Below are 14,139 nucleotides of genomic sequence, written 5' to 3'. Positions count from 1 at the left end.
AAAAAAATAAAATGAAGAAAGTAAAAATAACAACTATTTTACCAGTATTATTGCTGGTAATAGCATCGTGTTCAGAAGATTTCTTAATAGAAGAACCAACAACATTTGCCAACCCAGAGCAGTTAATTGTTGATTTAGAAACTGCAGAATTATATTTAAATGGAGCTTATGATTTATCTAGGGATAATCTTAGTCATGGGTCTAAAAATGATTTAGGAGGAACTGGGATGGCTAACCATTGGGGTATTTATGGTGTAGATGAACTGGTACCTTATGTTTGGGAAAAAGTTTATGGTGAATTTCACCAACATATAGTGTCACCACAACAACCAGCTTTATATAGTCATTGGTCAAAAACGTATAAGGCAATTAACCAATGTAATAGTGTAATAAGAAGAATTGGTAATTTACCTGATGACTCTATAAAACCTGCAGATAGAAATAGAATAATTGCAGAAGCAAAATTTTTAAGGGCATCTTTGTATTTTTGGGCTGTACAAGCTTGGGAAAATATACCATTAATTATTGAAGAAACGATAAGTCTTGATGATATTAACGTAGAACAAACTACAGCAGATAAAGTATATGCACAAGTTATACAAGATCTTAAAGATGCATCATCAGTTCTGGAACAAAAGCAAGGCGAAGGACGTGCTACTAAAGGTGCAGCACAAGCTTTGTTAGCAAAAGTTTACTTGCAAATGACGGGATATCCAATTAATGATGAATCTTACTATGCTTTGGCAGAAGAACAATTAGAGATGGTCATTGCAAGTGGTACTTATAATCTTTTAGAAGAATATAATTGGGTTTTTGACTTAGACCATGAACAGAGTGAAGAAATTATTTTTGCATGGGGTATGGAAGGCCCTGGTCTTGATAGTGGAGGGCAACTTAGTAGTTTTGCAGGACCAAGAGGAAGTTTAGAAAATGGCGCTGGATGGGGCTCTCATTTTGTAAATCCAACATTAGAAGCTGCATATGAAAGAGACGATGTTAGAAGAAGAAATAATATTGCATACCACAATGCCAATGATTACACACCAGAAGAGGCATTCTCAGATGATCCAAATGTTGAAAGAACAACAAACCCCTCTCAATTTTTTGGATGGAAATGGCATGCAGAAAAACCTAACAATTATACAAGTGACACCCCTTTTGATAACCCATTTATTAGATATGCAGATGTTTTATTACTTTATGCAGAAGCACTAAATGGTCAAGATAAATTAACGGTTACAACATGGAATCAAACTGTAAACCGTGTGAGATTAAGGTCTAATGCAACTCCTATAGATTTTGTTAGTTTAACAGGTAGACAGGAATTTGCAGATGCAATATTAAATGAACGTAGATTAGAAGGTTTCTTAGAAGGTTGGAGAAAAGCTGATCTTATAAGATTTGGAAAAATGGAAGAGGTTATTTTAGGTATTAATATACAAGAAGGAGCTGCTTTTCCTAATCCTGCTCCCAATTGGGCACCTCATAAATTAAGGTGGCCAATTCCGCAACCAGCATTAGAAAGAAACCCTAATTTAAAACAAAACTCAGGTTACTAAATAGTTTTTTTAATTTTTTAAATAGAGTTAGTTAGTTAAAGCCCATTTTATATACTAGAAATGGGCTTTTTTTTCCTATTAATTATAAAAAATGTAACAATGAAGTTTTCTTATTTTTTATTCTTTATACTTCTTATGGGTTGTTCTCCTAAAAAAGCGGATAAAGATAGTGAATATACCTCCCCAAAAAGCCCACTCTTTACGCTTATTAACCCAACTCATAGTGGAATAAATTTTAATAATCAAGTAGAAGAAAATTATACTAATTTTTTTGCCATATTTCAGAATGTATACAACGGAGGAGGAGTAGCTATTGGAGATATAAATAATGACGGACTATCAGATATTTATTTTACGGGAAATGAAGTTAAAAACAAACTATATTTAAATAAAGGAGATTTTAGATTTGAAGATATTACAGAAAGTGCAGGTGTAGCTGATGATAATGGCTGGTGTAATGGTGTTGTAATGGCCGATGTAAATGGTGATGGCTTATTAGATATATACATTAGTAAAGGAGGTCCCAAATCTGATACGCAAAATAGAGAAAATAGCTTATTTATAAATAATGGAGATTTAACATTTAATGAGCGTAGTAAGGAGTTTGGTTTAAATGATAATGGATACTCCATGATGGCTTCATTTTTTGACATGGACAATGATAATGATTTGGATATGTATTTAATAAATAGACCAGATGAGTTTTTTTTAGATTATAAAAAAGTACTTAAAGGAAAAAAAGAAGAGAATGACCTTTATAGAGACAAATTATTTTTAAATGATAAAGGGAAATTTAAAGAGATAGGTTTAAAAGCAGGCATCAAAAATAATTTCTCTTTTGGATTAGGAGTTTCAACTACAGATATTAATAATGATGGTTTAATAGATATTTATGTTTCTAATGATTATTTAGAAAACGATTATTTATACATAAACCAGGGTAATCATACATTTAAAGAAAGCATTAAAGAATATACAAACCACACTTCTTTTTATGCCATGGGTTTAGATGTAGTAGATATTAATAATGATGGACTAGAAGATATCATAGAATTAGATATGACTTCTGAAGACTATTATAGATCTAAAACTACTATGGCTTCCATGAATATTCCACTATTTAAAAATTTACAAGAAAGCGGTTTTCATACACAGTATATGCACAATACACTACAACTAAACCAAGGGAATGGTTTTTTTAGTGAAATAGGTCAATTAGCTGGTATAGATAAAACAGACTGGAGTTGGGCGTGTTTAGGAAGTGATTTTGATAATGACGGGTATAGAGACCTTTTTGTTACCAATGGTTATAGACGAGATGTTTGGGATAAAGACGTAAAATCTTTTTTTAATAGATACATGAAAAGTAAAACGGTTAGAAAAAGATCTAATGAAGAAAATGCAGCATATATAATTAACCTTTATAAACCCAATAAGATTCCAAATTATATATATAAAAATAATGGAGATCTAACTTTCTCCAAAAAAACAAAAGACTGGGGGTTAAACAAAAAAAGTTTCTCTAACGGTGCAGCAGTAGGAGATTTAGATAATGATGGCGATTTAGATTTAGTAGTAAATAATTTAGAAGGAAAAGCTTTCCTTTATAAAAATAGAGCAGATAAGTTAAAAAACAACTATATAAAAATAAAACTAAAAGGTCCTACTAAAAATGTTTTAGGTTTAGGATCTAAAATAAAAATTTATTATGGTAAAGAAATACAATATCATGAATTTAAAACGGTAAGAGGTTACTTATCATCTGTAGAACCTACAATTCATTTTGGACTAGGAAAAAATAAGAAGATTGATAGTTTACAAGTAGAATGGAAAGATGGAAAATTTACAAGAATAAAATCTTTAAAAGTAAACCAAACAATTACATTAAATTATAACAGCGCCAAACAAAATAACTCTTCTAAAAAACAAGACAAATCTCCATTGTTATTTGTTGATAAGACAGATGAAAAAATTAAAGACCCATTTAAGCATGTAGAAAATGAGTATGATGATTATAAGGATCAAATATTACTTCCTCATAAACTATCTCAAAATGGGCCCTGCATATCTGTTGGAGATATAAACGGAGATGATTTAGAAGATTTTTTTATTGGAGGTGCAATGGGGCAGGCAGGGGCAACTTATACTCAAAATATAAATGGAGAATTTATTAAATTAAAACAACCACAGATTCATAAAGATAAAAAACATGAGGATGTAGGTGCTGTTTTTTTTGATGCAGATGGAGATAATGATTTGGACTTATACGTAGTTAGTGGAGGAAATGAACTAACGGATATCCCTAATTATTTTCAAGACAGATTGTATTATAATAATGGTCAAGGAAAATTTTTAAAATCAAGCGGTATTCCATTAATACAAAGTAGTGGCTCATGTGCCGTACCCATAGATTTTGATTCCGATGGTGATTTAGATTTATTTGTGGCAGGTAGAGTACTACCAAATAAATATCCTGCAGCACCCAATTCTTATTTTTTGGAAAATAACAAAGGTGAATTTTTAGATGTTACCAAAACTATTGCACCAGAAATTGCAAATATAGGTATGGTGTCATCTGCAACAGCAGCAGACGTTGATAATGATGGTGTAAAAGAACTTATAATTGTTGGCGAATGGATGCCATTAACCATATTTAAAAAAGAAAATAATAGTTGGAAAAACGTTACAAGTAAGTATAATTTATCTAAAACAGCAGGTTGGTGGAATAAAATTATTCCTTTTGATTATGATGGGGATGGTGATATGGATTTTGTTGCAGGAAATTTAGGTTTAAACTATAAGTTTAAAGCTTCAGAAAAAAAACCATTTTTTGTATATGCTAATGATTTTGATGATAATGGAACAAATGATATTTTTCTAGCAAAATATAATAACGACACAATTGTTCCAGTAAGAGGTATAGATTGTTCTTCACAACAAATACCAGGTTTAACTCAAAAATTTAGAACCTATGATCAGTTTGCAAAATCTAATTTACAAAACATCTTAGGGGAAGAAAAAACTAATGAGGCTCTTAAATATGAAGCTCATTTATTTAGTAGTGTTATTTTAAAAAATGATGGCGGTAAGTTTAGCATTATACCTTTACCAAAAGAAGCTCAATTTTCTGTTGCTAATGGTATTGTGGCTAATGATTTTAATAAGGATGGTATTCTAGATTTATTAATAGCGGGTAATAAATTTGATGCTGAAGTAGAAACCACAAGGGCAGATGCTTCACCAGGTGTATTTATGATTGGAAAAAAAGACGGCACTTTTAAAACAACAAAACCATTTGAAAGCGGATTTTTTGTTCCCTATAATGTTAAAGATATTCAGCTTATAAAAAATAAAAAAACTGGAGAAACAGGTGTAATAATAGCTATTAATAATGAAGAAGTAAAATATTTTAAGATTAATAAGTAACAGATTTAATTCAATAATCATGAAAAAAAAACATATAAGTTCACAAATATTTTTATGCCTATTCTTCACGATTAATTTTATAAACTCACAGGTATTTAAAGAAATTTCTAAAGATGCTGGTATCTCTTCTTATTGTAAGGATAGTAGATTAATGAGTGGTGGAACAGCTTTTATAGATTATAATAATGACAATTATCAGGATATTTTACTTATTGGTGGAGAAAATGGTACTAAACTATATAAAAATAATTGGGATAATTCATTTACTGATGTAAGTAACCAGTCTGGCTTAATTGTTTCTGGAATAACGACAATGGGTGTTATTGTTGGTGATACAGATAATGATGGAGATGAAGATATTTTTATTACAACAAATGAAAATTCTGCAAACTTATTATTTATAAATAATGGAGATGGGACATTCATAAATTTTTCTAAAGAAGCAGGTATTAATCATGTTTCATGGAGTACATCTGCATCATTTGGAGATTATAACCTAGATGGTTTGTTAGATATATATGTTGTAAACTATGTAGATTTTGTAAAACCTCCTTTTGATATGAATATAAAAGGAGGACAAAAAAATTTTTTATACAAAAATATAGGCAATAATACTTTTGAAGAAGTAGCAGAACAAATGGGAGTTGCAGATATTGGTTGCGGTTTGGCAACTACTTTTACAGATTGTGATAACGATGGTGATTTAGATATTATGGTTGCTAATGATTTTGGATATAAATTTTTCCCTAATGAATTGTATATTAATGAATATCCGCTATTGAGTTTTAAAAAAATAGGTAAAGAAGCAAAAGTAGATGCTCATATTAATGCCATGGGAGTAGCAATAGGTGATTATGACAAAGATTTAGATTTAGATTATTATATAACAAACATGAGTAAAAATCCTTTTTATGAAAATATTAATGAAGCAATAAGTTATAAGGATGTTAGTGAAGATAGAGAATTAGTATCATTAGAGGGTACAAGTTGGGGGACAGTTTTTTTTGACTATAATAATGATACGGATTTAGATTTGTTTGTTGCAAATGGAGAAATAATGAAACTAACTACCCAAGATCAAAAAAATAAACTTTATAAAGGTATAGGAGGTGGTTTTTTTAAAGATATTTCATTGGAAGCTGCTATAGATACACCAGAAAATTGTAGAGGGTTAAGTTCAGGAGATATTGATAATGACGGTGATTTGGATATTTTATTAGGAGTTGTTTCAAAAGATCACCAAACTAATGCGAATACCTTGCTTTATGAAAATCAACTACAAAATGAAAATAATTTTTTAGCAATAAAGCTAGAAGGAACTATGTCTAATAAAAATGGATACGGTTCTCGTATTTCTCTAGAAACAGATAATGAAACCCTTATAAGAGAAGTAGATGGGGGATCTAGTTATTTGTCTACTCATAGTAATATAGTACACTTTGGACTAGGAGACAGTAAATTAGTAAAAAAAATAGTGGTTGAATGGATGGGAGGTAAACAAGATGTATTTACAAATATTCCTATAAATGTTTCATTAAAAATTATTGAAGGTCAAGATAGTTGGATACAATTAAAAAATAAAGAGCAAGAAATAGTTCAAGGAGATAGTATTAATATTTTAGGAGATTTTATAAAGAAAGAAGGAATTTATAAAGATATTATTAAAAGTAATAAAGGAAAAGATAGTATTCATGTTTATACTAAGCTTAAAATAGTATTAGACACAAATCCTGTTGTTAAAAATAAAAATAGCCCTAAAGCTCTTCTTTACCCAAACCCAATAACAAATAAGTCTGTATTAAAATATACAATTGAAAAACAAGGAAATGTAAAAATTTTCATTTCTGATATATCTGGACGAATAAAATTACTTTTTGAAGGATATAAAGATGCAGGAGAAAATACTTTAGAAATAAATGATGCTAATATTTTTGAGAAATTTAACAGTTCTGGTGTTTATTTTTTTTTAGTTAAAACAGATAATAGAGAATATATAATTAAAGGGGTGTTTCAATAACTTTAGTTTAACTATTAAATAATTTACGGTGAATTATTTAGAATAGCATGAGGTTTTCTGAGTGTTTATGGCTAAATAAATTTAAAATAATCTAAAACCCTATGAATTCATATAGCAAATACCCTTGTTAATTCAAAAAACAGTTGTTCATTAATGTGATTTCTATAGTATAAATTCTTTATCTAAAAATATCTTTACTTATGGTATAGAATAAATAACATATTTGTTATTTAATTAAGGCTACTTATTTTAAAATATATGTCAATAACGAAAAAAATTGAAGGAAAGATAACTACTACATTATTATTTTTTTTATTACTATCATTAATTAATTCTTGTAAAGAAAAAAGTAGGGAAAAGAAAGAGAAAACTGCTGTAGAAATTTATAAACCGAATTGGAAATCAATCAAAAAAAACTATAAAGACCCAGAATGGTTTAATAATCAAAAATTTGGAATCTTTATACATTGGGGAGCTTATAGTGTGCCTGCATACTCATCAGAGTGGTATCCTAGACAAATGTACATGGATACTGCTACTTTTTCTGCACAATTAAAACATGAAAAAAATGGTCCTAATAAAGTATACACACACCACATAGAAAATTGGGGAAATCCTAAAAAATTTGGTTATAAAAATTTTATTCCCTTATTTAAGGGAGAAAAATTTAATCCAGACGAATGGATAGATTTGTTTAAAAAAGCTGGTGCTAAATATGTAGTCCCAGTTGCTGATCATCATGACGGTTTTGCGATGTACAAATCTAATACTACAAGATGGAATGCTCTGAATATGGGACCTAAGAGAGATATATTAGGAGAGTTATTTAAAGCTGGTAGAAGTAAGGGAATGATTATGGGGGCATCATCGCATTATGCTTTTAACTGGTCTTTTTACAATAAAAAAGACCATTTTGATACCACAGATCCTGAGTATGCTGATCTATATAGCCCAAAAGGAAAAGATTTAAATGAACCAGTTTCTAAAGAATTTAAAGAAAAATGGTGGAATAGAACTAAAGACCTTATAGATAATTACCAACCAGATATTTTTTGGTTAGATTTTTATGTAGATATTCCAGATTTTAAGGAGTATAGACCTAAACTTGCTGCCTACTATTATAATAAAGGTATAGAATGGGGAAAAGAAGTTGTTCTCCAAGATAAAAATTTTTCTCATGAAGCTTTTCCAGAAGGGACTGTTATTTATGATTTGGAAAGAGGAAAGCTTCCTGGAATAAGAAAATTACCATGGCAAACAGATACATCTATTGGAAAAAACTCTTGGAGCTATGTAGCTGATTGGGAATCTAAGAGTGCAAATGAATTAATAGATGATTTAGTTGATATTGTTAGTAAAAATGGAAATCTATTATTAAATGTAGGACCAAAATCAGATGGTACAATACCTGAGGATCAGCAAGAGGTATTACTCAAAATGGGATCTTGGCTAAATGTAAATGGAGATGCCATCTATAATACTAAATATTGGAAAACTTTTGGTGAAGGACCTACTGAAGTTGCTAAAGGACATCATTCAGAGGCAAATAATGGAAAAATGACTGCAAATGATATTCGTTTTACCACTAAAGGTAATATTCTTTATGCTATTATAATGGATTGGCCAATAAACTCTATAGTTAATATTAGAAGTTTAGGAAAAGACTCCGAATATGGAATTTTTAATATAAAAAGAATTAGTTTGCTTGGTAGTACAAAAACAATTCAGTGGAATCAAAAAGAAAAGGCTTTAGAAGTAAGTTTTCCAAAAGATAAAGTGGGTGATTTTGCTCATGTTTTAGAAATTAATTTAGGACTACATTAAAATAGGATATTTTATAATTATAAGTTTTAGTAGAAACACTTTTATGAATATAAATACTATTTTTAGATTACTTATTTGCTCGTAATTTTTCTACTTCTTCTTTTGCGATACTACTATAATCATTTCCAAAATTAGAACGTACATAGGTTAGTACATTTGCTATTTGTTTGTCTGTTAGAAAATCATGAGCAGCCATTACATTGCTATACACTTCCCCATCTACTTTTTCCCCAGCCATACCATTAAGTAATACCCCAATAAGAGCTTTTTTATCTCCCTTAACCCAATCTGTATTTACTAAAGGTGGGTTTAATCCAGAAACACCTTTTCCATTAGCTTGGTGGCAAGCTAAGCAGTAAGTATCATAAACTTTTTTTCCATTAGGGTTATCAGTTTCATTAGTAGCAGTTTCTATTACGGGTTCTTTATAGATTATAACAGTTTCTTTTACATTAGAGTTTTCTCCGTAATACATAACGCGCCATATTTTACCAGTAGCAGAGGAAGTAATATATAGAGAACCGTCTGGGCCTTGTGCAATTCCCATAGGTCTATTTATTGCATCTGCAGGGTTTTTAACCTCTTCCATGCCGGCAAAATTATCTGCAAAAATTTCCCATTCTCCAGATGGTTTCCCATCTTTCATTGGAACAAATGCTACAAAGAATCCTTTTTGGGGTAGAGGAGACCTGTTCCAGGAACCATGGAATACTATAAAAGCACCATTTTTATAGCGTTCAGGAAATTGGTTGCCTGTGTAAAATAATAAATCATTTGGGGCTAAGTGTCCAGGAAAAGCCATAATAGGAGGTTTTACTCCCTCGCATCTTCCTTGTTGTGTACCATTACCTCCATACTCAGGAGCCAACATTTTTTTATTTTCATTTTGGTCAAAATAGCAGTATGGCCATCCAAAATCATCGCCCTTATTTACTTGCAAGAATTCTTCTGCTGGTAATTGCGCATTTTGTTCTTTAGTATATAAATCTGGCCATAGTTGGTGTAATTGGTCTCTGCCATGTTGCATAGCATATAAACTGTTGGTAGTAAAATTCCAATCAAGTCCCATGGCATTTCGTATACCTGTAGCATATTTAAAACCATCTTTTCCATGAATTTGTTTTGTTTTGTTAGTTTTAAAACTCCATATTCCTGCTTGCAAATCTAAATGCGGACAAGGGTCCATTCCTTTTTTTCCAGGGCTGCGAGCCTCTTTTTGACATGCATTAGAGGGGGAGCCTACGGTTACGTATATGTTACCATTATCATCAAAAGTAAAAGGTTTAGAAGAATGGTCATTTTGTTTAGGAAAACCAGAGATTACCAATTCTGGTTCTAAGTTTGGTAGTAAATTATCTTTTTTAAGAGCGTATCTATACACTTCTGTTGTAGAAGAGGCGTATAAATAACCATTGTTAATATCTATACCACTACCTGAGAAATTACCAAACTCTTTTTCAATGTCAGATTTTCCATTGCCAGTAGTATCTCTAAAAGCAATTATACCATTATTGTCTACTTTTTTTAGCATTTTTACGTAGATATCGCCATTATCTCTTACTGTTATATGTCTTGCCATTTTCCCTAGTCCATTATGAACTACTAAAGCTCCAAAATTTTTAGGCAAGCTAATATCTCCGTTATTTTTATCTGGTGTAGGTAGTGTAGTGCTGCTAATTTCTTTTTTTTCTTCTTTACAAGACTGTAATAGTTGTAAAGAAATTAGGGATATAATAACTATAAAAAACTTTTTCATTTTTAGTACTCTTAAAATTAACAGGTTTTAAACTTAGGCTATTTTTTTATAAGAATCAATAATCAAGAATTTTATTACTAATATTTATTAATTTGAAGGGTATTAAACATCAGTTTTATAATTGTGTATGGAAAAGAGTTGTTACTATTCATCTATTGTTTAAGAAAATGTGTTTAATAACTCTAGAATTTCAGAAAAACTAGGGCGAAATTTAACTTCTAATTTTGTACAATCTGCAATTAAATTTTGCCATTTTTTAGAGGCTTCATCCGTTGTATCATGAACAAGATTTAATAAGTCTTCTAATAAACACGCAAATGCTCTTACTTCTACACGCTCAATAGTAGTAGATAACTCAGAATTTGTGTCATAAAAAGAAGCAGCACCAAAATCTCCCAAAAGGCACTCTGCTTTTTCATTTACTAAAATATTATGAGCGTAAAGGTCTCCATGATTTATTCCTTTTTGGTGTAATTGGGAACAAACAGAAGCAATGCTTTTTGCTATCTTAAGTAATTCATGAAAATTAAAAACAGATTTTTCGTCAAAAGTATCTCTAGTACATGTTTCTAAACTTGGAGGGTTTCCTAAATTAGTGTAAGTAGCAGAAATAAGTTTCATAATTAAACCATTCTTTTTATTAGGATGGTTTTTTATTTTTCCTAAAATTGGAATTAAATTGTTGCTCCCTCCCGCAGCAATAGATATTTCCATTTCATCTTCTGGTAGACCATCACTAGTTACGTTTCCTTTAAAAATTTTAATAGCTACATCCTTGTTTTTAAAATCCCAATGAGCTTTAGAAATAACTCCAGAAGCACCTTCTCCTAATAATTCTTTAATTGTAAAACCTTTCCAATCGTAAGTATTTAAATCATTTTTTATTTGTATTTGATAAGAGGCAGGATTACCGCCAAAGGCTATCCATGACAATTTAGGTAAATTAAATAACCATGTTGGAATAGCGGTAAGTTTGTTGGCAGATACCCTTAGGAGCTCTAAGTTTACGCAGTTTTCCATCTGGGTAGGTAAATCTTTAAGTAGGTTGCCAGCTAATGCACATTTTTGAAGTAAAATACAATCTCCAATACTTTTAGGCAATTTTTCTATTTTATTATTGGTTAAAATCAACCATTTTAAAGTTAAAGGAAATGCATTTTCTGAGACTGTTTTTATTTGATTAGATTTAAAACCAATCATACTCAGAGAAGGGCATTTTGCTAATATAACAGGGAATTCAATAAAATTATTATTTGCAAAAAATAGTATTCGTAATTTTTTTAACTGCGATATATTATCCGGAAGTTTAGATAAATTGTTATCCGATAAATCTAAGACTTCTAAAGTCTCTTTAAGGTGTATTATCTCTTCGGGAAATTCTTCTAATCCGCAAGCTAGTTTTAATCTTTTTGCACCAATTAATTTCCCTGATTTTAATTCTTCTAAAGAGTGTGTCATGTTTTAAATATCAGTGCGCAAATTTAAGTGTTATTATGCATGACTTTAATAAAGAAAATAGAAAGTTATTATTATTTAAATACGATAAACTGCCAAGTAATAGGTTTAAGAAATTTTTAAAAACTATAATGAAGGTAAAAAGAAGTAAAGATTATTTATAGGATTGTGTAGAGAAGTATAAATAAAGTTATTGTATACCATCTAATAATATAGTTGCTCTATATTTGCGCAAAAAGCTTCATTTCTGCAATGCAAATATTAAAAACCCATTACCATCCTGAAATAAAAACGTTAGATAATAAATCGGTTTTTACAAGATTAGCCACCCGTAGTATTGTAATAGATGGGAATGCAATTTTACTACTTTACACAGAAAGATATGAAGATTATAGCCTTCCAGGTGGTGGGTTAAATGCAAGTGAGGATAAAGTAGATGGTATGGTACGAGAACTTATTGAAGAAACTGGTGCAAAAAATATTAAGAATATAAAACCTTTTGGAATTTACGAAGAATACAGGCCATGGTATAAACCAGATTATGATGTGCAACACATGATTTCTTATTGCTATACCTGTACTATTAATAAGAAACTTGGAGCATCAAAAATGGAAGAATACGAAACAAAAAATGGAATGAGAGCTGTGTGGGTAAATATTCATGAAGCCATAATGCATAACGAAAAAACTATTGCTACAAGTGAAAAAAAAGGGATGTCTATAGAGCGCGAGACTTTTTTATTAAAACGTATTGCAGAGAATTTTTAAAGTTAATTGCTTATTACCAGAGAGGTCTATAAAAATATAAAACCACCAAAATTGGTGGTTTTTTTATGTGGAGCCGGAGGGATTCGAACCTATCGCCTTAATTACTTAAATACGGGAGGTTTTAGAAGTCTCTAATTTTATGCTCTCCGAATAGGTGACTTGAAAGTAAAAGTTAAATGATTATGGTTGTTCTATGTAATATTTTTTGAGTGTTAGTTAGTATTGACTCGAGATTTGTTCCAACAAAAAGTTGTTCTAAATTGAATCTCTTCATAGCAAATAAAAATTGAGGGCTAGCCGAAAAATTATTTGCCATGTAAAGGATGATTATGTTAATTTAAATTTTATAAAGCCACAAAAAACTTGGATATTTAAAAATATAGACGTTTTCTTTCCTTACTATATTTCTGATTGTAATTTACTAATAATAAAAAGAATTTAATTAAATGTATCCTTTGTTAATTGCCTCTGATAATAATTCTCTATCCGTACAATCTGGAATATTAAATTTCATTTTAATTTTAGCCTTTCTTCTTTGGATTGTTGCTATTGACAAAGGGATATAATTGGGAAGGTTTTTCATTTTTTCTCCAATCGAAATATAGTATAGTATCTTTTGATCTAAAGAATCAATCTCCATTTTTTTAATCTTTAATAATTGTTTTATCTCTACACTGTAGTAATTTTCATTTCCTAAGACCGCATATATTGCATCAATAAGTATTTCAGGTGTAATTTGTGTCTTTATTAAAAAACCATTTGGTTGTAGTTTGTTTAGAATTAATTTAATCCTATTTGAATTAGTTAAAGAAGTTTGAATTATAATTTTAGACTTAGGTGATAGTTCTTTAATTTTAAAACCAAGATCTTCTCCATTTAAAATCTTGTGATTTTTTGAAGGAGGCATGTTTATGTCTAGTAAAAGTATATCAAAAGGGTTTTCAATAGATGTATTAACAAAATTTAGTGCGTCATCTATACTACAAGCTTTTTGAATATCTATAAAATCATTTTGTACAATATTCTTTATAGAAATTTCATAACCATAAGTCGTCATAGGATGGTCGTCTATAATAAGAAGGCGTAATTTTTTTTGCATAAAATTTTGTTAAAAAAAGTGGTTAATAGTTTACTTGGTTTATGTGTAATTCTTTTTTATGTAAGAAAATACAACTCAGTTGAAGGGTTAAAATTTTTTGAATTCCTGTTTTTTAATAATGCGAAGGCGATTTTTTTGTTTTTTAGATTATGATATAAAAACTATCACTTTACTAGAGTGATATGAATTAATTTTGATACCTATAGGAACTTAAATTCTCATAGTATAACTGTTA

General features: G+C 29.8%; 8 protein-coding genes. 5 read left to right on the top strand and 3 right to left on the bottom strand.

Annotation, left to right across the window (positions count from 1 at the left end):
• Positions 1-11 precede the first annotated feature (11 nt).
• The 4 genes from Q0820_RS11995 (at position 12) to Q0820_RS11980 (ending at position 8,826) form a co-directional block, all read left to right on the top strand.
• Entirely contained in the window at positions 12-1,559 is a 1,548-nt protein-coding gene (locus Q0820_RS11995) for a RagB/SusD family nutrient uptake outer membrane protein (RefSeq protein WP_298487880.1), read from the top strand.
• 99 nt (positions 1,560-1,658) lie between these two features.
• Entirely contained in the window at positions 1,659-4,985 is a 3,327-nt protein-coding gene (locus Q0820_RS11990) for a VCBS repeat-containing protein (RefSeq protein ID WP_298487879.1), read from the top strand.
• A gap of 19 nt (positions 4,986-5,004) precedes the next feature.
• Positions 5,005-7,002 carry an FG-GAP-like repeat-containing protein gene (locus Q0820_RS11985; protein WP_298487878.1) on the top strand — a complete coding sequence of 666 codons (1,998 nt, stop codon included), beginning with the start codon at positions 5,005-5,007 and terminating at the stop codon, positions 7,000-7,002.
• A gap of 258 nt (positions 7,003-7,260) precedes the next feature.
• A complete protein-coding gene (locus Q0820_RS11980; RefSeq protein ID WP_298487877.1) occupies positions 7,261-8,826 on the top strand; it encodes an alpha-L-fucosidase in 1,566 nt (521 codons plus the stop codon).
• 67 nt (positions 8,827-8,893) lie between these two features.
• On the opposite strand, the gene Q0820_RS11975 is transcribed toward Q0820_RS11980, so the two are convergent.
• On the bottom strand, positions 8,894-10,582 hold the full coding sequence (locus Q0820_RS11975; RefSeq protein ID WP_298487876.1) for a PQQ-dependent sugar dehydrogenase: 1,689 nt from the start codon (positions 10,580-10,582) through the stop codon (positions 8,894-8,896).
• Positions 10,583-10,741: 159 nt separating this feature from the next.
• The gene (locus Q0820_RS11970) at positions 10,742-12,040 is read right to left on the bottom strand and encodes a leucine-rich repeat-containing protein kinase family protein (protein ID WP_298487875.1); all 1,299 of its coding nucleotides are present in this window, start codon (positions 12,038-12,040) and stop codon (positions 10,742-10,744) included.
• 249 nt (positions 12,041-12,289) lie between these two features.
• Here Q0820_RS11970 and Q0820_RS11965 point away from each other — a divergent pair, with 249 nt between their 5' ends.
• Positions 12,290-12,805, top strand: coding sequence for an NUDIX domain-containing protein (locus Q0820_RS11965; protein WP_298487874.1), 516 nt, complete (start codon positions 12,290-12,292; stop codon positions 12,803-12,805).
• Between the two features lie 442 nt (positions 12,806-13,247).
• Here the strand turns inward: Q0820_RS11965 and Q0820_RS11960 are convergent, their stop codons facing one another.
• Complete coding sequence (locus Q0820_RS11960; protein WP_298487873.1) at positions 13,248-13,904, bottom strand: response regulator; 657 nt, start codon at positions 13,902-13,904, stop codon at positions 13,248-13,250.
• Positions 13,905-14,139 lie beyond the last annotated feature (235 nt).

This window comes from uncultured Maribacter sp. (assembly GCF_947495965.1).
GTDB lineage: Bacteria > Bacteroidota > Bacteroidia > Flavobacteriales > Flavobacteriaceae > Maribacter_B.
Note: the sequence above shows the minus strand (reverse complement) of the source record. Positions and strands in the feature narration are given on the sequence as shown.

Coding starts and splice junctions, on each gene's coding strand:
- Q0820_RS11960 (WP_298487873.1), bottom strand. CDS start 13,904: ATGCAAAAAAAATTACGCCTTCTTATTATAGACGACCATCCTATGACG.
- Q0820_RS11970 (WP_298487875.1), bottom strand. CDS start 12,040: ATGACACACTCTTTAGAAGAATTAAAATCAGGGAAATTAATTGGTGCA.
- Q0820_RS11980 (WP_298487877.1), top strand. CDS start 7,261: ATGTCAATAACGAAAAAAATTGAAGGAAAGATAACTACTACATTATTA.
- Q0820_RS11975 (WP_298487876.1), bottom strand. CDS start 10,582: ATGAAAAAGTTTTTTATAGTTATTATATCCCTAATTTCTTTACAACTA.
- Q0820_RS11995 (WP_298487880.1), top strand. CDS start 12: ATGAAGAAAGTAAAAATAACAACTATTTTACCAGTATTATTGCTGGTA.
- Q0820_RS11990 (WP_298487879.1), top strand. CDS start 1,659: ATGAAGTTTTCTTATTTTTTATTCTTTATACTTCTTATGGGTTGTTCT.
- Q0820_RS11965 (WP_298487874.1), top strand. CDS start 12,290: ATGCAAATATTAAAAACCCATTACCATCCTGAAATAAAAACGTTAGAT.
- Q0820_RS11985 (WP_298487878.1), top strand. CDS start 5,005: ATGAAAAAAAAACATATAAGTTCACAAATATTTTTATGCCTATTCTTC.